Annotated in this window: 23 protein-coding genes, 1 other RNA gene, 2 pseudogenes and 1 riboswitch; of the genes and pseudogenes, 4 read left to right on the top strand and 22 right to left on the bottom strand. The window is 46.0% G+C overall.

Going from position 1 to position 24,795, the window contains the following annotated elements; all coding sequences use genetic code 11:
* The 3 genes and pseudogenes from C8R34_RS12870 to C8R34_RS12860 form a co-directional block, all read left to right on the top strand.
* Nucleotides 1-306, top strand: a pseudogene (locus C8R34_RS12870) (hypothetical protein); the annotation flags it as partial.
* A 185-nt stretch (nt 307-491) separates the two neighbouring features.
* A complete protein-coding gene (locus tag C8R34_RS12865; RefSeq protein ID WP_258364499.1) occupies nt 492-833 on the top strand; it encodes a copper resistance CopC family protein in 342 nt (113 codons plus the stop codon).
* A 4-nt stretch (nt 834-837) separates the two neighbouring features.
* Nucleotides 838-2,862: a CopD family protein gene (locus C8R34_RS12860; RefSeq protein WP_110341243.1), complete on the top strand. Its 2,025-nt coding sequence runs from the start codon at nt 838-840 to the stop codon at nt 2,860-2,862.
* Nucleotides 2,863-2,951: 89 nt separating this feature from the next.
* Here the strand turns inward: C8R34_RS12860 and C8R34_RS12855 are convergent, their stop codons facing one another.
* The 10 genes from C8R34_RS12855 to C8R34_RS12810 all read right to left on the bottom strand — a co-directional run bounded on the left by C8R34_RS12855 (nt 2,952) and on the right by C8R34_RS12810 (nt 13,373).
* The gene (locus C8R34_RS12855) at nt 2,952-3,686 is read right to left on the bottom strand and encodes an adenosylcobinamide-GDP ribazoletransferase (protein WP_110341241.1); all 735 of its coding nucleotides are present in this window, start codon (nt 3,684-3,686) and stop codon (nt 2,952-2,954) included.
* Complete coding sequence (gene cobC / locus C8R34_RS12850) at nt 3,683-4,279, bottom strand: alpha-ribazole phosphatase family protein (RefSeq protein WP_110341239.1); 597 nt, start codon at nt 4,277-4,279, stop codon at nt 3,683-3,685. Before cobC ends, C8R34_RS12855 begins: the two co-directional genes overlap by 4 nt.
* A gap of 3 nt (nt 4,280-4,282) precedes the next feature.
* Complete coding sequence (gene cobT, locus C8R34_RS12845) at nt 4,283-5,356, bottom strand: nicotinate-nucleotide--dimethylbenzimidazole phosphoribosyltransferase (RefSeq protein ID WP_258364498.1); 1,074 nt, start codon at nt 5,354-5,356, stop codon at nt 4,283-4,285.
* Nucleotides 5,353-5,883 carry a bifunctional adenosylcobinamide kinase/adenosylcobinamide-phosphate guanylyltransferase gene (gene cobU / locus C8R34_RS12840; protein WP_110341237.1) on the bottom strand — a complete coding sequence of 177 codons (531 nt, stop codon included), beginning with the start codon at nt 5,881-5,883 and terminating at the stop codon, nt 5,353-5,355. Before cobU ends, cobT begins: the two co-directional genes overlap by 4 nt.
* Nucleotides 5,880-7,358 (bottom strand): cobyric acid synthase, encoded by a 1,479-nt coding sequence (locus C8R34_RS12835; RefSeq protein ID WP_110341235.1) that lies wholly within the window; start codon nt 7,356-7,358, stop codon nt 5,880-5,882. The genes cobU and C8R34_RS12835 overlap by 4 nt, the downstream gene beginning before the upstream one ends.
* Nucleotides 7,359-7,427: 69 nt before the next feature.
* Nucleotides 7,428-8,090 carry a 5,6-dimethylbenzimidazole synthase gene (gene bluB, locus C8R34_RS12830; protein WP_110341233.1) on the bottom strand — a complete coding sequence of 221 codons (663 nt, stop codon included), beginning with the start codon at nt 8,088-8,090 and terminating at the stop codon, nt 7,428-7,430.
* Nucleotides 8,091-8,094: 4 nt separating this feature from the next.
* The gene (cobO, locus tag C8R34_RS12825) at nt 8,095-8,700 is read right to left on the bottom strand and encodes a cob(I)yrinic acid a,c-diamide adenosyltransferase (RefSeq protein WP_110341231.1); all 606 of its coding nucleotides are present in this window, start codon (nt 8,698-8,700) and stop codon (nt 8,095-8,097) included.
* A gap of 4 nt (nt 8,701-8,704) precedes the next feature.
* Nucleotides 8,705-9,286 carry a hypothetical protein gene (locus tag C8R34_RS12820; RefSeq protein ID WP_110341229.1) on the bottom strand — a complete coding sequence of 194 codons (582 nt, stop codon included), beginning with the start codon at nt 9,284-9,286 and terminating at the stop codon, nt 8,705-8,707.
* A 13-nt stretch (nt 9,287-9,299) separates the two neighbouring features.
* On the bottom strand, nt 9,300-11,153 hold the full coding sequence (gene btuB, locus C8R34_RS12815; RefSeq protein WP_110341227.1) for a TonB-dependent vitamin B12 receptor: 1,854 nt from the start codon (nt 11,151-11,153) through the stop codon (nt 9,300-9,302).
* Between the two features lie 139 nt (nt 11,154-11,292).
* Nucleotides 11,293-11,511: riboswitch (cobalamin riboswitch) on the bottom strand.
* Between the two features lie 167 nt (nt 11,512-11,678).
* The gene (locus C8R34_RS12810) at nt 11,679-13,373 is read right to left on the bottom strand and encodes a sorbosone dehydrogenase family protein (protein ID WP_110341225.1); all 1,695 of its coding nucleotides are present in this window, start codon (nt 13,371-13,373) and stop codon (nt 11,679-11,681) included.
* A gap of 76 nt (nt 13,374-13,449) precedes the next feature.
* On the opposite strand from C8R34_RS12810, the pseudogene tnpA reads away from it, so the two are divergent.
* Nucleotides 13,450-13,890: pseudogene (gene tnpA, locus C8R34_RS12805) on the top strand (IS200/IS605 family transposase).
* A 256-nt stretch (nt 13,891-14,146) separates the two neighbouring features.
* Here tnpA and C8R34_RS12800 read toward each other — a convergent pair.
* The 12 genes from C8R34_RS12800 to C8R34_RS12745 form a co-directional block, all read right to left on the bottom strand.
* Nucleotides 14,147-16,825, bottom strand: coding sequence for an NACHT domain-containing NTPase (locus C8R34_RS12800; protein WP_110341223.1), 2,679 nt, complete (start codon nt 16,823-16,825; stop codon nt 14,147-14,149).
* A 156-nt stretch (nt 16,826-16,981) separates the two neighbouring features.
* Nucleotides 16,982-17,356, bottom strand: coding sequence for a type II toxin-antitoxin system HigA family antitoxin (locus tag C8R34_RS12795; RefSeq protein ID WP_110341221.1), 375 nt, complete (start codon nt 17,354-17,356; stop codon nt 16,982-16,984).
* A 17-nt stretch (nt 17,357-17,373) separates the two neighbouring features.
* Entirely contained in the window at nt 17,374-17,676 is a 303-nt protein-coding gene (locus C8R34_RS12790) for a type II toxin-antitoxin system HigB family toxin (RefSeq protein WP_110341247.1), read from the bottom strand.
* 37 nt (nt 17,677-17,713) lie between these two features.
* On the bottom strand, nt 17,714-18,799 hold the full coding sequence (locus C8R34_RS12785) for a tyrosine-type recombinase/integrase (RefSeq protein ID WP_110341219.1): 1,086 nt from the start codon (nt 18,797-18,799) through the stop codon (nt 17,714-17,716).
* Nucleotides 18,775-18,969, bottom strand: coding sequence for a MerR family transcriptional regulator (locus C8R34_RS12780; protein WP_110341217.1), 195 nt, complete (start codon nt 18,967-18,969; stop codon nt 18,775-18,777). Before C8R34_RS12780 ends, C8R34_RS12785 begins: the two co-directional genes overlap by 25 nt.
* On the bottom strand, nt 18,966-19,385 hold the full coding sequence (locus C8R34_RS12775) for a hypothetical protein (protein ID WP_110341215.1): 420 nt from the start codon (nt 19,383-19,385) through the stop codon (nt 18,966-18,968). The genes C8R34_RS12780 and C8R34_RS12775 overlap by 4 nt, the downstream gene beginning before the upstream one ends.
* Nucleotides 19,386-19,462: 77 nt before the next feature.
* Nucleotides 19,463-19,735: a hypothetical protein gene (locus C8R34_RS12770; protein ID WP_110341213.1), complete on the bottom strand. Its 273-nt coding sequence runs from the start codon at nt 19,733-19,735 to the stop codon at nt 19,463-19,465.
* Nucleotides 19,713-21,197, bottom strand: coding sequence for a replication endonuclease (locus C8R34_RS12765; protein WP_258364497.1), 1,485 nt, complete (start codon nt 21,195-21,197; stop codon nt 19,713-19,715). The genes C8R34_RS12770 and C8R34_RS12765 overlap by 23 nt, the downstream gene beginning before the upstream one ends.
* Before the next feature lie 341 nt (nt 21,198-21,538).
* Nucleotides 21,539-21,899: a transfer-messenger RNA gene (gene ssrA / locus C8R34_RS12760) on the bottom strand.
* 93 nt (nt 21,900-21,992) lie between these two features.
* Nucleotides 21,993-22,640, bottom strand: coding sequence for an HAD family hydrolase (locus C8R34_RS12755; protein WP_110341209.1), 648 nt, complete (start codon nt 22,638-22,640; stop codon nt 21,993-21,995).
* Between the two features lie 31 nt (nt 22,641-22,671).
* Nucleotides 22,672-23,379, bottom strand: coding sequence for a bifunctional 2-polyprenyl-6-hydroxyphenol methylase/3-demethylubiquinol 3-O-methyltransferase UbiG (gene ubiG, locus C8R34_RS12750; protein WP_110341207.1), 708 nt, complete (start codon nt 23,377-23,379; stop codon nt 22,672-22,674).
* A 16-nt stretch (nt 23,380-23,395) separates the two neighbouring features.
* Nucleotides 23,396-24,730, bottom strand: coding sequence for a TRZ/ATZ family hydrolase (locus C8R34_RS12745; RefSeq protein WP_110341205.1), 1,335 nt, complete (start codon nt 24,728-24,730; stop codon nt 23,396-23,398).
* Nucleotides 24,731-24,795 lie beyond the last annotated feature (65 nt).

Below are 24,795 nucleotides of genomic sequence, written 5' to 3'. Positions count from 1 at the left end.
AGGATTATTCGTGACACCGGATCAGAAGAGAACTTGGATGCGATCACGGTATATCATTTGCCGCCTAAGGTATATCCGTCGGCCTCGATCAGTGTGGATCACACTTTCCCGGAGAAGGGCAAGTTTGTTGGATTGGTGACGGTAACGGGGGGAGCGCAAGATTATGTATCGCGCTTTCCGTTCTCAGTAGGAGAAGGGCGCCCGACTCCTAAGGCAGCCATCATTGCTCCTGTTGTGCTGGTGATTTCGGCTGGTGCTTTCTTCTTGATGCGCCGCAAAAATAAAAATAATCCGTCCGCAGTTTAATGTGGTGGCTCTATGATGAAGATAAGAGGTGAGTAAGATTTTATTGAACTCACCCTTATAAAAATAATCCAAATTTTGGATATATAAAGGAAAGCTTAAGTTAAGAAGAGAGAGAAATTGTGCAAAATAAGCGATCATTAGTGTTTGTAATTAAGAGAATAACTGCTTTTGCTACAGTATTAGCTATGCTGTCATTATTATTTCAGGCTAATTCAGTAATGGCGCATGCAACCTTAGTCAAATCCGACCCGCCTCGCAGGGCTTCACTTTCCATACCGCCTAAGCAGATTCAGTTGTGGTTTAATGAGAAAATAGAAGGATCATATGCATCCGTTGCAGTTCTTGATTCGAATAAAAAATCAATCACTGATAATAGCCCGGAAGTTGTTTCGGATGATCCAAAATCCGTTGTTTTAAACATACCGGAGATTGAGTCAGGGCGTTATACAGTGCAATATCGTGTGATGTCCGTGGACGGGCATGTCATCGAATCAAGTTTTGACTTTAGTGTAAAAAATAAAATGTAGCAATATGATAGAAGTCATTGCGGCGATTGCACGCTGGTTTCAGCTTGTGGCAAATTTGGTTCTGTTAGGTAGCTGCGTTTTTCTAGCGATTACGAATACTGGAAAACGCATATACACAGCTGCATGGATTGAAAAATTAGAGCGTTTCTTCCCTTGGTTGGCAGCGAGTATTCCGTTGGGATTGTTCATCATTCTAACAACAACCATAGTACAGATTACCGGCAATATCAACAGTCTATGGCAGCAAGAAGTTTGGCTAGGTATCGTAAGCGATACGCAGGTAGGTCAAATATGGGTATGGCGAGTTGCAGCAGCCATGTTGTTATTAGCCGCAGTTATTTATCTTCGTAAGACACCCAAAGCACGTTGGCGGTATATTTTGTGTGCGGCTAGTGCGACTTTACCGCTCATTGCCAGCTCGTTAGCCAGTCACACAGCAGCAGAAGAATTATCGGTGACAGCAATCATGCTTTACGCGTTGCATCTTGTTTTTGCCGGCGTATGGTTTGGAGCTTTGCCGGCTTTTCTGCTGTTGATATATGAGAATCATAAGTACGATAAGAATAAACAGGGAAATGACCTGGAATTTGAAACATTAAAACGTTTTTCATCAATCGCTTTACCTGTCATGTTATTGATTATTCTGACAGGTATCATTGTAGGCGATCATATCTTTGCTGACTACTATGCCGCACTAGTTGCTACGCCCTATGGCTGGATGTTGTGTGCCAAAATATTTTTATTGGGCATTATCCTGCTGATTGCAATACGTGTACGTTCATACCTACCTTTACTGGCAAATAATCAACAAATTGCAGAAGGTAATCGTAACCGGCTAAGCATGAGGAAATGGGTACGTGTTGAATTTTTCCTGGCATTGATCCTGGTAATGCTCGCAACATTAATTACCAATACGACGCCCGTTAAACATGCACTGATTGATAACTGGCCGTTTTCATTTCGATTCTCGATTGCTGCAACCTGGAATCAACCCTATGTGGCAGCGCAGGTATGGATAGGGTTAGCAATCCTGGTACTTGCTGTAGGTATTCTGAAGCTAGGTCAATCTCTTAAGTGGGGATTGAAACGTCTGGTCGGTATTCCGGTAATCCTTTTTGTATCAGGTTTGGCGATTGCATTGCCCCCGCTAACCATTCAAGCATATCCAGAAACTTATCGTAGGCCACTGGTGCCATTTGATGCTATTTCAGTCGCTAATGGTGCAACTCTGTACGCAGAGCATTGTGTGGAATGTCATGGCCCTCAAGGCAAAGGCAATGGTATTAAATCACGAACATTATCAACCAAATTGCCGGATTTGCTGACCGAGCCACATACCACAGAACATACCCCAGGGGATTTCTATAACTGGCTTACGTACGGCATGGTTAATACGGATATGCCGGGGTATGCAGAAAAATTGTCGGATGAAGATCGATGGGATTTAGTCAATTTTATTCATGCGCTATCGCGAGGCTATCAAGCGCGAATTTTATCGCCAGAAATTATTCCGAACAAAGCATATGTAAAGCCCCCTGTTTTTTCCTACATCGGGCATGATGGGAGCAGTGGTGCATTGCAGGATTTCCGTGAACATGAAGCGGTTTTGCTAATTATCTTTTCATGGCCGCAATCCAAGGACCGGATAGAACAGTTAAAAGCGGCATATAGTCGATTCAATGAGCAGAATACTGCCGTGTTAGCCGTTCCTACTAAAGATTTGAGTCCCGATGAATTGGCACAAATTGCGCAAGAATTGCCTTTTCCTGTCATAACTCAAAGTGCCGCTGAAATTGTAAGTAGCTACTCGCTATCGCGCCGAACATTGAGTCACCCGGACATCATTGGTCGCGGAACAATTCCTGATCATATGGAATTCCTGATTGATCGATATGGATATCTGCGTGCACGCTGGATTCCATCGATAGATCAATCGGGATGGTCAGATATTGATAGGCTGAGTCAGCAGATAAGCTTACTGAATCGTGAAAAAAACAAAATACCGTTTCCAGAAGACTATGTTCGTTAGACCATTTCTTTCTCAATTGCTAATAGGCCGCTGAAAACTATCGATTGCTTCCTCTAAAACGTTTTCGACGATCTGCTAAAGAAAATTGTTTAGGTTATTACCGCAGTCAGCAACGCAGTCGTTTCCGCAATTTCCACTAGTGCGCCAGCTGTATCACCCGTTGTTCCACCAATGCGGCGAAGCATCAAATATCGTAGAAACAGGAAAGTAATCATTGTAGCCAGTGATAACAAGGAATAATGGATATCGGTAAGCAGGAACATCAATGCGAATGTTGCAGCAATGATAAAAATACTTAAACGACGCGGCTGATGAGCTGCTAATGATGTACCTAATCCATTGTTTCTAACATATGGTGTGGTTAAAAACAGCAGTGGCAATAGAGTCCTCGCGAGGATGATAGCTAATAACAAAGCGATCCATTCATCGGCGGAGATCAGGTTATAAAGTGCTGCGAACTTGAGTAGTATGGTTAATACAATTGCTATCACGCCGGCCGGGCCGCAATTGGGATCTTTCATGATTGCCAGTGTTTTTTCCCGGCTACCCATCCCACCAACCCAAGCATCTGCACTATCCGCCAGACCATCCAGATGTAATCCACCCGTCAACAATATCCAAGTAGTAACCAATAATGCTGCAGTCACAAGGGGGGGAGTGTTGTGCAATACCCAGCCTAATCCTATGAGTATCAATCCTATAATTAAGCCGACAAGCGGATAGAAGAGTAAGGAATATCCCAAGTCTTTTTCGCTGGGCCGGGTCGTCAGTCGCACGGGTAATCGGGTCAGGAATTGCACCGCAATGAGCAATGGTTTGATCATGCGTAAGGATCAGGGATAAGCATTGCTTGAGGGTGCTCTGCCTGTTCTATACAAGCATGTTTCATGTCGGCATGGTTAATTTCAAATTCCAGCAAGCGTTCAACCGGGTGTTGCTGAATATGGCAAATGATTACTCGTATGACGCCACTATGCGTAATGAGTAAATTCTTTTTATCAACAAATTGTTGTTGGATCTCATACCAGGCTGATAGTACACGTGCTTCGAAATCAAGCAAATGTTCAGCTTTGGGAGGTGGATAAGTTAAGGGATTCTGCCAAAATTGAAATAAAGCATCAGCATGGGTTTGCATCAATTCAGCGGCTGATCGATCTTCCCATTCACCGAAATGAATTTCCTGGAGACGTGTATCTTGTGTGACGGGAATGGAGTAACGTTGCCCCAATGCTTGTGCAAAATTTGCGCAGCGAGTTAAAGGAGAGGTGATGATCTGTTGCCAGTGGGGTGGATTTTTTTCAATGGTATTCCACATTTGTGTCCAGCCGAGCGGTGTCAATGGATAATCCGTACTGCCGCAATAGCGATGGCTGTTTTCAGTTTCGCCATGTCTGAGCAGATCGATAAAGGTTGTCATGGCTTAGGCAATTGAATTTTTTTGTGCAACTTGTGCTTCTGAAAAAGTTGCCATTTCATTATGCAATTGACAGGCCATGCGTAACAGATTGAGCGCGATGGCGGCACCACTACCTTCGCCCAGTCGCATATCCAAAGCAATCAGCGGTTCCGCATCGAGCGCTTTGAGAACCCTACTGTGACCAAATTCTGTCGACCTATGGGAATAAATAAACCAGCGCTTACACCCTGGAGAAATATATTCAGCAGTCAACGCAGCAACTGTACTGATAAAGCCGTCGATCAGCATGGGTAACCCTGCTTGAGCGCCGTGGATATAGGCGCCTGCTAAAGCAGCGATTTCAAAGCCGCCGACACGGCAAAGTGCATCTAAAGGAGAATGGACGTGCGAGCTGTGGAACAACAAAGCCTGTGAAATTACATTTATTTTATGAGCAATGCCATGATTATCAAGGCCAGTACCGGAGCCTGTGAGCAGATTGGGCTGCTCATTCAATAAGAGACAAGCCAACGCAGCTGCACTGGTAGTATTGCCGATGCCCATCTCACCGCCAATAAACAAATGTTTGTTATTTTGTTGAGCGCGCTCGATGGCTTCGTAGCCAGCATGCAATGCCTGATGCAATTGATTCCATGTCATTGCGGGTTCATGGATAAAGTTGGCCGTCCCTGGTCCCAGGTGATAGTGCCTTACATTCGCCAGCGACTGCGTATCGTGTATCGTTCCCAGATTAATGATTTCCAGTGAAGCATCCAGCGCGCGGGCCAGCACATTGATGGCGCCACCGCCGTGTGCAAAATTTCGGATCATTTCGCTGGTTACCGATTGCGGAAATGCTGAGACATTTTCTGCTGCAATGCCATGATCACCGGCAAATATTGCGATGTGTGCCCGCTCAACACAGGGCTGTGGCGTATTTTGCAAAGTGGCCAGTTGAATGGCAATTTCTTCAAGGCGACCGAGAGATCCAGGCGGTTTGGTAAGTTGTGTCTGGCGCATTTGTGCCAACTGACCCATTTCCGGATTAGGAATAGCTAACGGCATATCCAGCCAATCGAGAGCAACAGGTCTGGTCACACGCGCTCTCCTTTCAGCATCAATGGCAATCCGGCAACGGTTAAAATGACCTGGTCGCAGTGGTGCGCGATTTCCTGGTGCAATTTGCCGGCTTCATCGCAATAACGGCGGCTCAGTTCACCCGTGGGAGTTACTCCCATATTGGTTTCATTGCTGACCAAAATGAGTTTTCCCGTCAAGCGCGGCAGCATTTTTAGAAACGCCAATCGCTCAGTATCAAATCTTGAGGTATCCGGGTGAGTCAATAAATTGGTCAGCCAGAGTGTCAGGCAATCAACCAATAGGCAATGCTCATTATTCGCATGCTGACTCAGAACAGAGGCTAGTTCCAAAGGTTCTTCAATGACTTGCCAATGACCAGGGCGCCGCACCCGATGCGCAGCAATCCGTTCGCGCATTTCTTCGTCCTCGATGGTTGCCGTTGCAATATAGGTGACCGGAAGCCGGCTTTCCGTGGCCAGGCGTTCAGCCAGACGGCTTTTGCCTGAACGCACGCCGCCGAGAATCAATATTTGGGTGTTTGTCATGAGGTGCCGGATTTCAAGTTGAGTAATCGATACAGATGCGCGGTATCCAAATATTGGTCAACGCAATCCGCTAACCGATTGATCGCAGCATCACATAGGGCATGATAATCCGGTGTTGCGTTTTCGCCATCCAATCCGGCCCAAGTGAGTAATTCATCGCATGCGGTAGAGGACGCAAAAATACCATGCAGATAGGTACCCAATATCAATCTATCCTCACTGATTGCCCCATCATCGCTCTGCGCCAGATAAATGGCCGGCGGATAGGACGTATGGTAGGTTGTGATACCCGCATGGATCTCGTAGCCAGTTACGATTGCATCATTAAAGGCCAGTGTTCCTTGCGTGTTACGCAGCAGCTTGTCTGGTTGCAGCGTCGTTTCCATATCAAAGAAAGCGAATCCTGGCGCACTACCGGTATCGCCTTCCAGGCCGTGGGGATCGTGAATAAGCTTGCCTAGCATTTGGAAACCGCCACAGATACCCATCAGTTTTCCGCCGTAGCGTAAATGTCGATGGATCGCCAGCTCCCAATCTTGTTCGCGTAACCAATTCAGATCAGCACGTACGCTTTTCGATCCCGGTAAAATGATCAAATCGGCGGATGGGATGGTGTTGCCGGGACCGATAAATTGTAAATGGACTTGTGGATGCAGGCGTAGCGGGTCAAAATCGGTGTGATTGCTGATGCGTGGGAGTGCGGGGACGATAACCCGAAGATATTTCTGTTCTGCCGGTACAAAATCAGCCGGAGCAGGCAAGGCATCTTCCGCTTCGAGGTGCAAGCCTGGCAGGTAAGGTAAGACACCCAGTACTGGCTTACCGGTATATTGTTCCAGCCAATCCAGCCCGGGCTGGAGCAATGCCATATCACCACGAAACCGGTTGATGACGAAACCCTGGATACGCGCTCGTTCACTTTCGCTTAATAATGCCAGCGTGCCCACCAGATGGGCAAAAACACCGCCACGATCAATATCCGCAATCAGGATGACCGGACAATCGACTGTTTCCGCGAAACCCATATTGGCAATATCGTTGGCGCGCAGATTGATTTCTGCTGGCGAACCGGCACCTTCAACGATAATCCGGTCGTACTTTCCAGTGAGCCGTGCATATGACTCAAGCACCGCCTTGAGTGCCACGGACTTATAATCGTGAAAATCGCGGGCATCCATATTAGCGATCGCGTGTCCATGGATGATGACTTGCGCATTCTTATCGGTGTTCGGTTTGAGTAATACCGGATTCATATCCGTGTGAGGTGCCAGCCCGGCAGCCAATGCTTGCACCGCTTGTGCACGGCCGATTTCTCTGCCATCGCTACTTACGACGCTGTTTAATGCCATATTTTGCGGCTTGAATGGTGCCACATGAATACCCTGACGTGCCAACCAGCGGCATAATGCGGTTACCAGCATACTTTTGCCAGCATCCGAAGTGGTGCCCTGAATCATCAGTGTCTGAATGTTCATCGCATAAGTTCCGTCAACCGCTGGAAGATTTACGTTGGATTTGTACCAATGTGCGAGTCAGGGTAATGCTCATTCCGGAGAAATTGTGTTGTTCCAGTGATTGTGAAATATTAATTCCTGTAGGGGGTGTTCTTCCGTCCAGCCTTGTAGTTTTAGCAACGGCACAGGATAAAAGGCTTCGACATGGCCCAAACACAAAATAGCAACGGGTTTGCTGCCGATGGGCATATTGAGCAATTGCGCCAGTTGCGCAGGATCAAACAATGACACCCAGCCCATGCCCAGTCCTTCAGCACGCGCAGCCAGCCAGAGGTTCTGAATGGAACAAGCGACCGAGGCCAGATCCATTTCCGGCAGCGTGCGCCGGCCAAAGATGTGTTGTTCGCGCTGATCGGTTAATGCGGCCACCAACAGTTCTCCGCATTCCAGGATGCCATCGACTTTCAGGCGCAGGAATTCATCCGCTCGCTCTGCCAGTGCAGCGGCAGTGCGGTGCCGTTCTGCTTCCACCAAGGATGCGATGGCGTTACGCAACTGGGTATCGGTGATGCGGATGAATCGCCACGGTTGCATCAAACCGACGCTGGGAGCCTGGTGTGCGGCGGCAAGCAAGCGCTTTAGCACAATGGGATCAATCGGATCAGGAAGAAAGTGGCGCATGTCACGGCGCTCGGCGATGACACGGTAGACGGCAGCGCGTTCTGTATCACTGAAACGATGGTGATTGCTCATGGTGTTACAGGTCAATGCCTTTCTGTGCCTGGATACCGGCGCGGAAGGCATGCTTGATGTCGACCATTTCAGTGAAGGTATCTGCGGCCTCGCACAGCGCATCGGGTGCGCCGCGCCCGGTAATGACGACATGCTGCATGGGCGGGCGGTTTTTGAGATCACTCAATACTGTGGTTAAATCTAGCCAGCCGAACTTGAGCGGATAAGTCAGTTCATCGAGTACAATCAGATTGAGTGACGGGTCGCGCAACATTTCCTGCACAATCGCCCAGCCGCGTTGGGCTGTTTCCGTGTCGCGTTCCAGATTCTGGGTGTCCCAGGTGAAGCCTTCACCGAGGACGTGCCAGATTACATTCTCCTGCTTACGGAAAAAAGCTTCTTCGCCGGTATCCGAACGGCCTTTGATAAATTGTGCGACGCCTACGTGCATGCCGTGACCCAGTGCTCGTGCAATCATGCCGAATGCCGAGCTGGATTTGCCTTTGCCATTACCAGTGTGAACCAATAATAAGCCCTGTTCACGATCAGCTCGCGCAATAGCAGCATCTACCACCTCTTTTTTGCGCTGCATGCGAGTGCGGTGGCGCTGTGCGCGCTCGGAATCAACCATGCTGTTATCCCGTTGTGGTATTGCGTGGATTGACCTGCTGAACAATCAATGCAAGTAGCGCATGGATCACGATGGCAATACCGATATAGAATACGAATGTCTCGATATACATCGGGAAGTATTTGATCAGTTGTTCTCCGAATTCGCTCAAGGTTGTTTCTGCAATACGACCGGAGAAGAAGTAGAATCCGCCACCGGAGAATAATTCGCACAGTGTTAAGCCTGCCATGATGCTGAGAGAAAGCGGGACTGCAGTGCGCCAGGTGAATTGGTATTGCTTGGCATACCAGCGGCCGGCCAGCCATAAGGAAGCATAAGCCGGTAACAAGAACACATAAGCCGGTGTGATACAAAAATCACTGACGCCACCCCAAGTGTAGGCGGCAAAATCCAGCCACCAGCTCAATGCAAAGAAACCTAACAATGGCCATGCGGAACGCAAATAGATACCAGCCAGAAAGAAAATTGCCCAGGAAGCATCCGCCAGATTATGCACGGATGCAAAGTGATGACTGCGGGTAAGAACCATCAGTAATACCAGCAGCAACGCAATCGCCATCTGATTGCGAGTGGATAAAGTCAACATATTGAACTCCTTGTTAGGGTTGATAACGTACCATGGCAATGAAATTCCGCCCTGGTTGATTGAAGAATGCAGCTGTTTCATAGCGTTCATTAAATAAATTTTCAATGCGTCCCTGCAGGCGCCAATGCTTGTTAAAAATATACTCAGCACGCAGATCGAATTTGACGTAACTGTTCAGCTTGCGCGTATTGGCTAGATCGTCATAGCGCTCTCCTTCAACTAGCAGCATGGCGCCGAGCATATAATGCTGACCGAATTGACGATTGGCATCCAGCCGAAACGATTGTTCAGCGCGCCGTGCCAGTATATTACCTCGATTTGGTCCAGATGAACGATTTTCAGGGTCAAGAAGTGTCAAATTGCCGTTGAGTTGCCAACCTTTGATCTCTGTACTGAGAATACCTTCAAATCCGCGGATGCGCGCCTTATCGATATTGCCAGGTGCGAAGGTCGATGCATCAAAGGCAATCAGGTTATCAATGTAGGTTTCATAAACATTCAACGACCAGCTTCCCCAACCGGCCTTGCCACGTGTACCGAACTCATAACTGAGTGAGTCTTCCGGGCGTAGATTGGGGTTGCCAAATAAGGGAAAATAAAGATCATTAAATGTCGGGGCTTTAAAGGCAGTGCCGAAATTGGCCAGCAAGCGGATATTCTCAGTAATCGGATAACCCCAGCCAGTACCGCCTGTTACCCGGCTGCCAAATTGCTGATTGTCATCATGCCGTACGGATAATTGGATATCATGTTTAGCGAGCGTTGCCTGATGCTGGGCAAAAACACCCCAGTTGTGGCGCGAAGTTACTTCAAAAGCTTCGGTCGTTTTGACGTGATCTTTCTGAAAATCCGTACCAATGGTCAATAAATGATTGGGTTTTATAGTGAAGTCATTCAATAGGGAAATGGTGTCGCGGGTGGTATTGAACCGGCTGAAGAAAACCTTACCGAGAAAATTGTCCGTGTCTTCCTGGCTGCGGCCGCCGATCAGATTGATGCGCCAAAAATCCGTGGGAGAGTATCGTGCTGTGCCGCCAAAAACCTGTTGCATCAAGGTGCCTTTGTTGACAAAGCTGCCATCAAACTCGGTTTTTCCAGAGGATTGCATAAAACTGCCATCGACTTCCAATCCATTCTGAAACCGGTAGCCCGCACGCATGCTCCCCGCTACGTTTCGGTAACCATCTCGATCGTACAGCGTGGGGTCGGATGCATCTACAAAGCAGCCGGCATTGCTGGAACCGGTGCAGGCATTGAATCCTCTCGTACCAATACCGCTGGCCGTCATATTAAGCCAGCCTTGCTTCCATCCACGTGACAGACCCACGGAACCTTCCAGCGTGCCGAAGCTGCCACCGCCAAAATTGAAACTGGGCTTGAATCCTCCGCTGGTGTTGCCTTTGCGCGTAAAAATATGAATGACACCGCCAATTGCTTCGGATCCATACAAACTGGAGCGGGGGCCGCGTACGATTTCGATACGGTCGATCTGATCAACCGGGATGTTTTCAAACGCCGTCGTACCCGACGTGGCTGAACCGACCTTGATGTTGTCGATCATTACCAGAACATGGGAAGATTCGGTACCGCGCATGAAAACCGCGGTATTTTTGCCTGCTCCGCCACTGTTGGCGATGCTCACTCCCGATACGCCGCGCAGCAGATCTTGAACGGAGCGAGCTTGCTGGCGCTCGATATCCTCGCGTGTAATCACCGTTACTGAAGCAAGCGTTGCATCGACAGTTTGTGGCGTGCGCGTTGCTGTAATAATAACGGGTTTTTCTAGTTGCTCCGCATTGGCTGCGGAGACGGTTGTAATGGCGCCAAGCCATAGCACAGCCAGTGCCGATGAACGGCATTTTTGCATGATCTGATTCCTTCGCGCACACCCGCGCGTTTTTAATTTTGGAAGTTACGGAATATGAAAGGGGATTCAGGAATGGACAAACGGATCGGCCTGGAAAATAAAGTCGATCAAAATGCCACCGATTGCCCTCCGCAATACCGTAGTAGTATTCACTTCAGGCCGGTCTCCGGACTCATGAGGGGAATAAATTCCAAATCTGCGCCTTCCCGTGTTGTTACACAGTGGCATGATGCAGATTGTTTACTCATTTACCGTTGCGGGGGCAGTGCTGGCATTGTCTGAATCCAATCAGAACGCACCAGCTTCCCGTTTAACTTTCAAGAAGAAACTTGAAAGCACCTGAAAAGTGAGGACGAAACTTACATGACATTGAGCGATTGTGTCAAGAAATTGATCGCTTGCTGAGATCTTCAGATTTTAGGGAAGCAGTATACTATTCGCCGCTTCTGGCAAGAAAACACCAGAAGCGAGCAGATTAATAACTGTTACATCAGTGCAGTTGCATTGAGATTTTGATAGGTAATTTTATTTCACCAGCGCTGTTTGTTTTAATTCGAAGGTTAGCGTTGGCAAATCGGGTACCTGCTGAAGTTCAGCGGCATAGGTGGATACTTGGCCATTGGTATCCACAATATTGGTAAACTGGAGGTTGAGTTTGCCACTTATTTGATCGAAGGTGGCATTGTCATCCCGGAAACGATCAGCCAGCGCTTCTGCCTGGATTACTTCAAGCCGTAGTGGTTCACTATCTGGAACGACCTGCAGACGGGCGCGATAAATACTGCTATCGCCGTTATCGAATACAACATTGACTGCGGGTATTTCGAGAATAGTAGAATCAAAACTGGCATTGGGAACCAGTTTGTACACCGCACCGGTTGTGCCGAAAGGAGTGCCTGTTGTGTTGCCGAGTATATAAAGCTCGCCATCGCCATCCTGTCCGAAACCTAATACCCAGAAGCCAGGCTGATCCTCATTGGTCAGATCCAATTCCAGAATGCTGCTGCCATCGGAATAAAATAACCGTCCGTCACCATTACCAGTCTTGGCGACATCTCCAAATAGATATTTTTCCTGCAGGGCAGGGATGGCATTGCCGCGATAAACGAAGCCACCGATGATCGCGGTGCCTTCATCGTGATCATATTGCACGACCGGATCAATGAAATTTCCTGCAACCGCGCCATCGGTGACAAATCCCGGATCGTTGCCATTGGGCTCAAAGCGAAAACTGCCTTCTTTCAATCTCCAACCATAATTACCGCCAGACTGCACCAGATTCACTTCCTCGATATTGTTTTGCCCGACATCAGCAAGCACGAGTGCGCCCGTCTTGGAATCGAAGGAGAAACGAAATGGGTTGCGGAAACCGTAAGCATACGTCTCAGGAAGTGCTGTACTTGAACTGACAAAAGGATTGTCGCTCGGAATACCATATTTCCCGTTGCTGGAATTGTTTCCAGTTGGATCAATCCTTAGTAAGCTACCAAGAGGATTGCCGGGATTCTGGCCATTGCCTTCGATGCCATGACCAGTACCTTCATCATCTGAACCACCGCCATCTCCGAATGCAATATACAACAGATTATCCGGACCAAAATTAAGCGCTCCGCCATTGTGATTGAATTGGGGTTGATCCACGGTCAGTAACACGCGTGTTTCTTGCGGAGCCGGTTCCGGCGTGATACTGGAAAAGTTTAATTTCCATTCTCGAATGACTGAGCGGTGGTTGGGGCTGGTACCAGCAGGTATGGTGGAAAAATCACTGCTATCTCCGGCTGGTTCTGAAGTATAGGTATACCATAGATCATTCACGGCATACTGCGGGTGGAAAGCAAAGCCGAGAAAGCCGCGTTCGTCATAAGAATCACTCCCGGAAATTCCCAATGGTACGAGCAGGTTGGAGAAATTCATGAAAAGTTTATCACCACTAGCCAAGTCGATACGCCACAATTTTCCGCTCTGATCAACAGTGTATAAGTGCTCAGAATCACCAGGAGCAGAAATCGCCCAATTGGGTGCAGTCAGGCCGCTGGCTATCTGTTTCAAGCGCAATCGTACTGGGCCTTTTTGAATCGGCGCTGGAATCGGATCATCCAGCTGTTGACCTATGGTGGAAGCCGCTAAATTTCCTGAGAGTGTTGAATCGGCATTAATTTCCGTGCCATTGGTAGCAATAGTTAGCAACAATAAAGACAACACGGGGTAATGAAATTTCATTTTGATACCTCACTGATAGTGAAATTTAATCTCTACCGGGTTAAACTCCTCGCCCCTTGGGGCGTAAAATATTCGCGTGAGCGAATATATACATAAGCGACATAACGTAACGACATTACTTTATCACCTGGTACTTCCAGCGAGATATCGTCGTGCTGTGTTCGATGAGGCTGTAGATAGACACTGCGAGATGTGTGTCTTGAGCTGGAGAAGCGTTACCAGTTGAAATTTCTGGAGCTTGGAACAGATGAAGATCATGTTCATTTTTTAGTGCAAAGTGTTCCTTCATATAGTGTAACAAAACTGGTAACACTGATTAAGAGTATCACAGCAAGTGAGATATTTCGCTTGTGTCCTCATGTCAAAAAACAACTCTGGGGTGGTGAGTTTTGGAGTGATGGCTATTTTGCAAATACTGTTGGTCGTCATGGCGATGAACACACGATAAGGAACTATTGAAGGAACAAGGAAAGAGTATCAAAAACTACACGAGGATAGGCAGCTTGCACTTTTCTAACTTCCCACATTTCACAGCCCTGATACCTCACCCCTTGGGGCAGCAGGGTCGTTCATTAGTTTTTATAGCCTTTCTCGGATCTTCTCAGACTGCTTATTGGGGCGGCGGGAATCGAACCTTGGTCTATATTTGATATATCAATCATTTATTGTTCACCTCTGCTATTTTCGTGTCATTTTAATTAATTATCTGGAGTCTTACAAAAATAAGTATTGCTAAATATATTCACTTTCCCATCATCCACATAAGACTCACCTTAGGATCTATAGTGTCCGTTATTATCATAATGATAATCATCGCCCTCATTCATGTATGCATGATCCATTTGATCACATTTTATATATTTGCTTAAAAGACTTTTTAACCCATTTCTTTTTTGTTGAGGGCTATTAGCAATCATGACTTCCAAGGTGATTATTGCTTTTTCTACACTACCATATTTTAGGTAAATATCCTCAAGAAGATAGGAAATATCATTTTCCTGTGAATATAACCCTAGAGCACCGTTCCACCAATCATTACTTACTAGCTCGGATAGATCAATATTTCTATTTGAATTAAGTTCTTCCGAAACCAAATGTTCCTGAAATCGAAAATGTCCAAAGGAGTAATTAGACGTTACTGGATCAAGAATAATAACATTACATGGATTTATTAATTCCTCCAAACACTCAGCTAACAACTCTTTGGTATAGTTTCCAGAAAGGCTTAAATGAAGTGCCTCTAACATTTTATAATTTGGCAAGGATCTGAGTCCTCTAGTATGCATATGGAATGCAATCTTCATGGCGCATTTCCTAAGCAATTCGCCTTTGTGTTTTTGTCGCTCAATATTCTTATACAAATCATACTCGCCTGTTAATAAATGAAGTCGTTCAGAATATATTTCCCTTTCTGTGGATGGAGCATTAATACCTTTTTCCACAAGTGAGCAAGTTATTGTCGCAAGCAATGGAGTTTTGACATGTTCAAATAACTCACGGTTTTTAATTGATTCAATCAAAGATTCTGCTTTTTCACTGTCTTTAAGCCAACCTCGAATAAATCTATTAAGTTGTTCTTCAGTAAAAGGAAGAAGTGTTATCCCTAAGAAATCTATATCATCTAAGAAACTAACACAGTCTCTACTAGATACAATAAGTTGTGCGCTTGGATAATTAATTTTGAACTGAGAGATAGCTGTAATAATATTTGGGATCGTATTGTATACTTCGTCAAGGCCATCAAGAATTAGTGTTAAATTATTAGAAATAACTGTTCGTGCATTTTCAATATTTTCATTTGTAGAACTTATCCCTTTGCTTAGAAGTATTATCCTAATCAAAAGATCTTTTCTTAACAATTCTTGTTCCCTGATTTGACTGGTTATTTCTTTAAACTCATCTACTAATCGATTAAGAGCTATATAAATTAGGTTACTTTTTCCATTCACTGACATTAGGTCTGCATATGCTTTTAGCGTTGTAGTTTTACCTACACCTGCACCACCATATACAGCTATATCATGACCAGTCGAGAAGATATCGTGAGGTGATATTGAAACTCTATCTTGATAATTTTCGTCTACATTGAATAAGAAATTTTTTGATAGGAAGCAATTATCATTTCTCAATCTTGATACAAGCGCTAAATTTTTTTGTGTTTCATATAAAAAATTCTTTAGTGCAGCAAACTTAAGTCCCCTTCTATTTATTAGATCAATGCCTTCAATGTATTGTTTTTTCAAGTGCTCAAGTTTTTTAATTAGCTCTTGAGAATTAATCTTAATCTTGTAGTATGGTTTCTCTATTATTCTTGAATTCTTTTTTAATAACTTGGACTGTAATTTATTTCTTTCATTTATTAATGTTAGTATTCTATTGGCTTCTGCATAAAAAGAGCTCCCTTCTATATTGAATTTCTTTAATGCTTCCTTTGTTTGATTTGATTCCATTTTTCTTATATAGGCAACAGCATCTTCTCTGTTGGATAGCTCGTCTTCTGTTAATTTCTTTCCCAAAGGATTATTGCTAGCATCTAAACTTGCAGTTAGTACTTTCAAATAGGAATTTATATGTTCTGTCAACTCAATGTTTTTTTCTTCCAATTGACGACATTCTTTCTTATTATCTTGGTTATGTATTGATTCATAACTCTTCTTATTGTCTTGGAATGTTTTTTCTATCTCGCTGATGGATCCATTAATCAAAAAAATATCGTGTTTATCTGATATTTCTTCCAACTCTCTCTTTGAAGAAATCCAGTTTTCTTCGTTTATATCTAGATTCTCATCTTTTATAGTAATATCTATATGTAACAGTAAGTTGCTGTCAAATGAGCCAACAAAAAAACTTAAGTCACTATAAAAGTCATCAGGATGGGGAACACTCCTGCTTTTTAATGCGGATAGCAATTCTTTATTGATTGGATGCAAATCACAATTTGAAGTAAGTTTATCTTCAAAATTTGCTAATAGGCTGAGAAGTTCTGGTTTATATTCTTTTATGTCCGAAATAATATGTGGGCCATCATATATATGGACTTTAAGAGGTATGTTATGAAGTTGTGTGCCTATCTCTTCTAATAATCTATTGGATATTTGTTCTGGACAAGCCAGATAAACTTGACTTGGAGTTACTTTGTGGCCTTCTGCGTTAGTTAGTTCTCCTGTACAACACTGCCTTAATTGATGTAGTAACTGTGATAATTTTGCCGAATTTTTAGTATTTTGGTTCATTCCCAATTTTTTGGATTGTACATATACGACATACATCTCTTTATTTGGTGGAATTCTCCTTTGAGCGATTAAGTCTCTACCTCTTTCATATGGGCCGCCATTGAAGTCAACTCTTTCATAGCCCATGGATTCGAATAATGGTTTTAATATATCCCTAGTAAATATATCTTCGTGCAAGGTACATAAGGCTCGAATATACTGCTCATTTATTGATTCCATCTAAGCTCCATAGCTTAATTCATTTGATTAATTAATCAACTACTTATTGTATTCACATAATATTTAATTCATTATTCTAATGGGGTAAAGTTTTACAAATTTTATCTCAAGGAGAGATGCTTATTTAGCTCTTATTTGGAATTAGTGTGCGGTAACTTAAGCGATATGCGTTTGGGCAGGTTGTTTTATTAGAGATTCCGCAGGAATACCAAGCTCTTGATGTAGTTTCCAGATCATTTTGAGTGTCAGAGAGCGCTTCCGGTTTAAAACCTCGTATACGCGATTGCTCTTTCCAATCATCGGCTCTAGGTCTTTTACGGTTAGGCCTTTTTGTTCCATTTCAAATTTAATGGCTTCGACAGGGTCAGGCAGATCGAGCGGGAAGTTTTTGCGCTCATAGGCTTCGATCAGCGTTACCAAAATATCCAGTTTTTCACCTTCTGGCGTGTTTGGCTCTGCCATCATGAGTGATTCCACTTCTTTCAGCGCTGTGCGGTAATCAGCATCGGTTTTGATTGGTTTGATGTCCATTTTTGGTGTTCCTGGTGCTAAATCGTTTGTGCATCGATCTGGTCATATTGGGCATGTGTGCCGATGAAACGAATATAAACGATGCTGTAAGCGTAGTTGATCCATACCACTAATCGATATTTATTACCGGCAATATTGAATACTACCCTGCCGTCTTTCAGGATACTGGCATTTTTAAAATCCGCTTTTACTTCCGCTGGCGTTGTCCAGTTCGTTCTTAGTGCGTGTCTGTACCATGCAAGCGTTGGTTGAATTGCATCATTGTAAGACGGATCATGTTCCCAAAATGCTTTCAAGGTCGACAGAGCAATTATTCTCATGGAACAGAATAATAGTCCCATAATGGGACTTTGGCAACTATTTCAATTGCGGAATCCACCGCCCATAAACCTTGATGATCATTCCCCAGTCTTTATGTCCCATTTGGCTTGCAACCCACATATAGTGCTCACCTCTGGATAGCATCATCGATGCGAAGGTGTGGCGGGTTTGATAGGGATTACGATATTTTATGTTGGTTTTTTTCAGCGCTGGAATCCATATTTTCTTGCGAATCGGTTGATCGTTTCTCCACGGTTGATTGGTGTCTGGATCGTGGAAAACGACTTCGTTCTGTTTTCCGGTGAAGGCATGTTGATTGAGCAAGGCTTCTTTAGCTTGTGGTTGTAACGTGACTTCCCGTTTTCCAGATTTGGTTTTGGTGTCTTTCAATTGTCCTCTGACATAAGCGCTTCTTACAAATACCCGGTTATTTTCAAAGTCGACATCATGCCAACGCAACGCGATCAATTCGGAAGTTCTAAGCCCTGAATAAAACGCAAACTGAATCAGGTTTTTAGCTTGGCCAGTCAGTTCGTTCATAATTCTGGCGATTTCATCTTGTGTGAACGGTTCGGGTTCGCGGGTTTTGTTGGGAAGGTTCTTAACCCTTGTTAATGGGTTTTTGTCGATGACTTCATCGTGAAACAGTTCCTCGAACGCTTGGCGTAGCGGGATCAGGATATTACCTTTGCGCTTGTTGGAGCAGGGAAGCTCCGACAGCCATTCCTTGACTTTGCCGGCGGTCAGTTCGGCAATGGTTAGATCACCAAAGATTGGAATCAGATGATAATAGATGGCGCTGTTATAGTCTTGCAGCGTGCTTTTTTGCAGTTTGGCTTGGTTGCGCCGCAGCCAGTTAATAAGCGCTTCCTTGATCGTGTAGAGATCGGGGCGGGTTTTCCTGAATTCCTTGGCTTTCTTGCTGTACGGAAAATGCCGGAAATAATCGAAGGTGCCGATTCTGATTTCGTGCTTGATGGCTTGCAGCTTAAGGGCTAGTTCTTTCAGTGCGGTTTTGGTCGGCGGCATGGGGATAGTTTCCCGGCAGCGTACGCCTTGAAAAGTGAACGATAGCTGGACGCTATCGCCACGAATCGTTATGCCTCTTTGCCTTGCATCCATAGATTAGCTGCAGTCATGCTTATAAATACTTTTTTATTCTCGGACTTGAACCAATGAATTCCGAATCTCCATTGTCCTTTTTTCAAATACTGCCGGATGGCGTTTTCAGATAATCCGGTTAATTCCGCACATTTCTTGACAGTTACCAGTTGTCGATCGGAGTGGTTCATTTCTTTTCCTCCCCGTCATTACCGGCAATATGCTTGGCTACATGCTTTTCAACTTCCGCTTGATCCTCGATCAAACCCTTATCCGCCACTTTGCGCTTACCCATTACCACCGCCCAGAAACTGCCAAGCTTTTGGGTGATGGCATAACCCACACTCTTTGTTTCGCTATAGTGGGTTGATTCCGGGCAAACATCCTGGAACTTAATGCCTAGGATTTTTTCATAGCGGCGATAGGTCAGCGGATTGTGGAGTATTTTAAGAACGCGCCAGCCAAAGTATTGACCCATGATCAAAGCACCTAATGCGCTTTCGAGCGTAGTGCCAACACCCCTGAATTCTTTGATATTCTGTAAAAGAATTTGCTCTTGTTCTTCACTTAAGTTTAGATCGAACAGTTTTCTTTGATTAGTTTCCATAATCAGTAGTGTTCCTGTTAGTTAATATATGTCTTGATAGTACACTACTGGTCATGGCAGTCAATAAGATGCTTGTCCTATTCGTCGAGAAGCTTCACTTGCGCATAGAACTCCTCTTTAGTGAATTGCCGCATTTCGTCGTGAAACTTGATAACAATCTCGATCTGGTCGTTTAGCGTCAACACGCCGCAGATATGGCCGATTTGCGTGATGCTGTATTTCTTTCCTGGTTGCAGCGCGTCCTTTTTGAGAACAGCCAAGCGGTAGATCAAGGACACGGCTTCATCTAAAGTAAATGGATTCATAATGTCTTTTAATGGATCATTTTTAGTGTTGAGTTGGGTTCTCATGGATAACCTCCGGATGATAAAAAGGGGTTGGTACAGTTATTGATACAAGTCCAAGGGAAACAGCTGCGTCGTGACATTGCGTGCGCTCGGCTTGCGCCTCGCTCCTTAATGTCACGTCCTCGCTGTCGACTTTTAACAGCATCCATATATGTTTTTTGGTGCTATAACTTAATCCTTTCCAGACGATACCGGAAACCCGCAAAGGAGCAGTGTCACCATAACGGCCGAGAGCCGGTGAGTAAGCTTCTCCAGTCAAAGGGTTAAGTTGCTTGCTTTGATCGTAAAACGGTTTGATTGCGTGCGAGCGATGAGGGGCTTCCGGATCGCCCATCGCCAGCATGAAGACTGCCCAATCACTGGCGGTTGCCGATTGGCGGATAGCCTCCAGTTCAAGGTCATCGGTTTTGTCGAGTTTTCTCAGTTGACGCCAAACGGTCACACTAGGGCCGCCGATTTGCTGGAATTGCCGGATACCCCAGGTATTCGCCCAAGCGGTAATGCGCTCCGCTGCCTGGATTGCATCGTTACCGTAGGAATCGCAATCAAGCGCGTAGCCGTCGATATTCTTGGCGATGTATTTGGCAATGTAACCGGCAGCGGTGCCTTTGGTTGGATCAATGGATACCGCTTTAAAGCGGCGCTCTTGCGCACCCGGTTCATTACCGCTATCCATCAACGCGTAATGGCGCATGATTCTTCGCACGGTTTCGCGGTTTTTCTCGGGCATGAACAGCAGAAAATGCCAATGCGGGGTGCCATCGTGGTGCGGTTCGACCACGCGGAAGCCATAGTGACGGATGTCCTTCCGGTCTAGTTCTGCGCGAATCAATCCCCAAAGGTGGGTAAGATACTGGTGCGCTTCCAGGGTTGTAGTGCCGTCATGGCGCGGGTTGTTTGCTCCCGTGTGCAGACAGGCATGCATGCGGGAAGGCGTGGTGAGTGTGTAGAACTCGCCGACGTGCCCCAGATGATCGGCCACCATTTCAAACCCTCGGGCACGCACCATCAATTCGGCACGGCGAACGACTGGATTGGATACCGAACGATCAGCTAGGTTCTGCAGGGAAAAAATCTCGCCGTTCTGGTTGCTTACGAAGTTCGAGGCTAGATACAGCCGATTTCGCTCCTTTTGCTTGCGCTTAACATGAATGGTGTAATCGCTCGCATAGGTGCCACGCAGGCGGCTGACCAACTCGATATTTCTGGAGATGGTTTCAATCTTTCGCAGTCTTAATATCTGGATGCGGCGATACCACCAGCGATGACAGCACATCCGGTTTAATGCCGGTTCCAGGTTGTCGCCTTTGATGGATGGCCGTTTGACTTGGTAGTGATCGACGATACGCAGACAGGCTTGATAGCCATCGGATGGAGTTTCTGCGCGATGTCGTGCCCAATAGCATTTTTCAGCGAAACGCTTGGCAGCACTGAGCAACTCTTCTTTATCAGCGCATAGATTCAAATCTTCAATGCGTAGCTGATTGTAGATGTCCTGCAGTTCTAGGTTTGCTTGCTCGAAGTTGGAGCGTTCGGCGGTTTTGACGTAGCGGGCGGCCAGGTCTCCGGCTAGGGGGAGAAGTTCGGTGAAAATATGCTGCCGCATGCGGCGGCATTTTTCTGTGCCGTATGGCTTCGTGCGCTCGTCCGCAAAAACGACTTGTGGCAAATTTGTGTCATTTTTGTGCCACAACCGAGGCTTTTGGAGACCTACCGAGACTAATTGGGGATTTGTGAGACTGGAACTAAGACCCTGTTTTATATGGGTCTTAGTTGGTCTTGAGTGGTCTGGGTGAGACCGTTTATTGGTGGAGACGGCGGGAATCGAACCCGCGTCCGCAAGCCCTCTACAGACAGTTCTACATACTTAGCCATGCTATTTAATTTGACCTGGCAACCGCCAACTGGCGGGCTGATGACAGGCGAGTCACCTTGCGTTTAACGTTCTGCAAAGCGACCCTGCAGAACGCGATCCTCGTTAGTGACTCTGCTGTCTGTTGCCAGACCCGGCGTTGAGGCCCACCGGTGCAGAGGCTAGCCGTATTAAGCGGCTAAAGCGTAGTTTTCGTCGTTTGCGACTATTGTTTTCAGATGGATTTACGAGGTAATCTGATCCTCGGTATGCCCTGCGCTGCTTTGCAACCCACGTCGAAACCAGATCGTCCCCGGTATTCGTAATGGTTGTGCATAGGATAGTGTTAGCGTCTAAAAGTTCAAGTCCTATGCGCTGTGTATTTTAACAGAATTAACCGGTATTTCTTTATAGATAAGCCAGTAATTCTTCGGGATGGTCAATCAAATATTTGGCTCCCCAGGTTTCAGGCGGTTGGCCATCACCCAGATAGCCATAGCGGGCGACGATGGGTTGCATACTGGCAGCCAGACTGGCCTGAACATCGCGTATGTCGTCTCCCAGATAAATACAGTTGGCAGGAGCGATGGCGATTTTGTTACTGGCGGTTAAAAGAGGTTCCGGGTGTGGCTTGGTGTTGGTGGTTTCGTCGCCGCAAATGACACAGGCGACTCGTTGCGCCAAGCCGAGCATTTCAATCAATGGGTGTGCGAAGCGTGAGGGTTTGTTGGTTACGATGCCCCAGGGTAGATCCATTAGTTCCAGTTGATCCAGCAGTTCGTCAACGCCTGGAAATAAACAGGTATCATGGCATAGACGCTGGGTGTAGAAATCAAGAAATTCATTGCGCATGGATTCGTAGTCATCATCTCCCGGCTTGATGTTGAAGCCTAGGCCAAGCAATCCGCGTGAACCGGCCGATGCCTGTGGACGAATCTGCGCAATGGGCAGTTCAGGCAGACCGCGCGCGATACGTTGCCGATTCAGAGCGTGGCCGAGATCGGGTGCGGTATCGGCCAGTGTTCCATCAAAGTCGAAAAGTACTGCTTTGATCATTGATCAAATTTTCACGGTGGTTAATTTGGATTTAGCTGCGATACGCCATGATGTAGTTAACATCAGTATCATTTTCCAGTGCATAGATTTTGGTGAGCGGATTGTACGTCATGCCGATCAGTTTTTCATCGGTAAGGCCTGCGTTGCGTGCCATGCGCGCAAGTTCGGATGGTTTGATGAATTTAGCGTATTCGTGCGTGCCGCGCGGTAATAGATTTAATATGTATTCCGCGCCAATAATGGCGAACAGATAGGCTTTCGGATTGCGGTTGATGGTCGAAAAGAAAACCCATCCATTGGGTTTTGCTAATTGAGCGCATGAGCGGATAACGCTCATCGGATCGGGTACATGTTCCAGCATTTCCATACAAGTGACTACATCATAGTGATGTGGCTGTTCTTTAGCCAAAGATTCTATGGTGATTTTTCGATAATCCACTTGTTGGCCACTTTCCAGTAAATGCAGTTTGGCAACTTTTAATGCTCTATCGCTGAGGTCAATGCCGGTGACATAGGCGCCCATGGATGCCATGCCTTCGGATAAAATGCCGCCGCCACAGCCGACATCCAGGATTGTTTTTCCTGCCAATCCGTTTGCCAGCTCATTAATGTAGTTAAGGCGCAATGGGTTAATCTCATGCAATGGCTTGAATTCGCTGTTTGGATCCCACCAGCGGTGCGCGAGTTGGCTGAATTTTTCAAGTTCCAACGGATCAGCGTTAATGCCGTCATTTTCCATATGCGTTCCTTTGTGCTTATTGTTTCGATGTTGTCGCGATACGCTCGTGCCAGAATGCTGAACGATGCTGTAGTTCAAGTTGGCTTAGCGTAGTTAATTCTTTATCCTGTAGCAGCATTCTACCATTTACCCATACATGGCTCACGTGTTCTCGGCTTGCCGTGTAAACCAAATGTGAGACTGGGTCATAGCAAGGTGTGAGATTAAGATCAGAGAAATTTACTGCTGTGATGTCAGCTGCTTTTCCGATGGTTAATGAACCAATCCTTTCTCCCAATCCCAACGCATTGGCGCTATTCAGGGTAGCCATCCGCAGCGCTTGGTGGGCGGGCAGGGAATCGGCCCTGCCACTGATTGCTTTTGCCAGCAGCGCCGCTTGGCGCATTTCTTCAAACATATCCAGGCGATTGTTACTGGCTGCGCCATCTGTGCCGAGGCCAACATTAACGCCTTGATTCAATAATGACGGAATCGGTGCGAAGCCGCTGGCAAGTTTCATGTTGGATGAAGGGCAGTGTGCAATGCTACAACCATATTGATGCATGAGTTTAATTTCATAGTCTGTCAGGTGTACCATGTGTACGGCGATTAGATTTGGACCGAGCAGTCCGAGTTGATGCAAGCGTTCAATCGGTCGCATGCCAGTGGATTCCAAACTGATGCGGATTTCATCTTGGGTTTCGTGTAGATGGGTATGAATAGGTGTGCCCAGTTGTTCTGCATAGGTCAGAATACGGTTAAACGCTTTATCGCTGACGGTATAAGGTGCGTGCGGTGCAAAACAGAAGGATAATAGCGGATGCTGGTGGTATCGATCGCGTAAATCCAATCCCTTGGCCAGGTAATCATCAGCGTCACTGGCATAGGCGGTCGGAAAATCAATGACGATCATCCCAATGGCAGCGCGCATTCCTGAACTGATTGCAGCTTCAATGCAAGATTCCGGAAAGAAATACATATCATTAAAACAAGTTATGCCGCCTCTAATCATCTCGGCACAGGCAAGCTGGGTGCCATCCAATACAAATTGAGCATCAACGTATTGATGCTCAATCGGCCAAATGTGATTATTAAGCCATTCCATCAAAGGCACGTCATCAGCAAATCCGCGCATGAGCGTCATGGCGGCGTGAGTATGCAGGTTTATCAGTCCTGGAATTAGTGCATGATCGTTGATTGTAATTGTTTGTTGCGGGTTGTAGCGAAGATTGGCTTTGGATATCGGTAGAATGTCTTTGATAATGCCTTTATCGATTGCGACGGCATGTTGATTCAATACGATCTCACCTGGATCAACAGGAATGATCCATCTTGCTTCTATCAAGGTGTCTATTTTTATCCAATCATTCATGTATCTATATGCAAAAATAAAAAAGCCCTGCATTTTAGCAGGGCTTTTCTGGAAAATATCAACGA

Source organism: Nitrosomonas sp. Nm84 (assembly GCF_003201565.1).
Taxonomy (GTDB): domain Bacteria; phylum Pseudomonadota; class Gammaproteobacteria; order Burkholderiales; family Nitrosomonadaceae; genus Nitrosomonas.
The sequence above is the reverse complement of the archived record's forward strand: the minus strand, read 5'-3'. Positions and strand labels throughout refer to the sequence as shown.

Bases quoted from the DNA above. Each gene is read 5' to 3' on its own strand.
- C8R34_RS12860 (WP_110341243.1), top strand. From the start codon at position 838: ATGATAGAAGTCATTGCGGCGATTGCACGCTGGTTTCAGCTTGTGGCA.
- cobU (WP_110341237.1), bottom strand. From the start codon at position 5,883: ATGACAAACACCCAAATATTGATTCTCGGCGGCGTGCGTTCAGGCAAA.
- C8R34_RS12865 (WP_258364499.1), top strand. From the start codon at position 492: ATGCTGTCATTATTATTTCAGGCTAATTCAGTAATGGCGCATGCAACC.
- C8R34_RS12810 (WP_110341225.1), bottom strand. From the start codon at position 13,373: ATGAAATTTCATTACCCCGTGTTGTCTTTATTGTTGCTAACTATTGCT.
- C8R34_RS12835 (WP_110341235.1), bottom strand. From the start codon at position 7,358: ATGAACATTCAGACACTGATGATTCAGGGCACCACTTCGGATGCTGGC.
- bluB (WP_110341233.1), bottom strand. From the start codon at position 8,090: ATGAGCAATCACCATCGTTTCAGTGATACAGAACGCGCTGCCGTCTAC.
- btuB (WP_110341227.1), bottom strand. From the start codon at position 11,153: ATGCAAAAATGCCGTTCATCGGCACTGGCTGTGCTATGGCTTGGCGCC.
- C8R34_RS12795 (WP_110341221.1), bottom strand. From the start codon at position 17,356: ATGGACATCAAACCAATCAAAACCGATGCTGATTACCGCACAGCGCTG.
- C8R34_RS12800 (WP_110341223.1), bottom strand. From the start codon at position 16,825: ATGGAATCAATAAATGAGCAGTATATTCGAGCCTTATGTACCTTGCAC.
- C8R34_RS12820 (WP_110341229.1), bottom strand. From the start codon at position 9,286: ATGTTGACTTTATCCACTCGCAATCAGATGGCGATTGCGTTGCTGCTG.
- cobO (WP_110341231.1), bottom strand. From the start codon at position 8,700: ATGGTTGATTCCGAGCGCGCACAGCGCCACCGCACTCGCATGCAGCGC.
- C8R34_RS12785 (WP_110341219.1), bottom strand. From the start codon at position 18,799: ATGGATGCAAGGCAAAGAGGCATAACGATTCGTGGCGATAGCGTCCAG.
- C8R34_RS12775 (WP_110341215.1), bottom strand. From the start codon at position 19,385: ATGGAAACTAATCAAAGAAAACTGTTCGATCTAAACTTAAGTGAAGAA.
- C8R34_RS12770 (WP_110341213.1), bottom strand. From the start codon at position 19,735: ATGAGAACCCAACTCAACACTAAAAATGATCCATTAAAAGACATTATG.
- ubiG (WP_110341207.1), bottom strand. From the start codon at position 23,379: ATGGAAAATGACGGCATTAACGCTGATCCGTTGGAACTTGAAAAATTC.
- C8R34_RS12755 (WP_110341209.1), bottom strand. From the start codon at position 22,640: ATGATCAAAGCAGTACTTTTCGACTTTGATGGAACACTGGCCGATACC.
- cobC (WP_110341239.1), bottom strand. From the start codon at position 4,279: ATGACAACCTTTATCGATCTGCTCAGACATGGCGAAACTGAAAACAGC.
- C8R34_RS12790 (WP_110341247.1), bottom strand. From the start codon at position 17,676: ATGAGAATAATTGCTCTGTCGACCTTGAAAGCATTTTGGGAACATGAT.
- C8R34_RS12855 (WP_110341241.1), bottom strand. From the start codon at position 3,686: ATGATCAAACCATTGCTCATTGCGGTGCAATTCCTGACCCGATTACCC.
- C8R34_RS12780 (WP_110341217.1), bottom strand. From the start codon at position 18,969: ATGAACCACTCCGATCGACAACTGGTAACTGTCAAGAAATGTGCGGAA.
- C8R34_RS12745 (WP_110341205.1), bottom strand. From the start codon at position 24,730: ATGAATGATTGGATAAAAATAGACACCTTGATAGAAGCAAGATGGATC.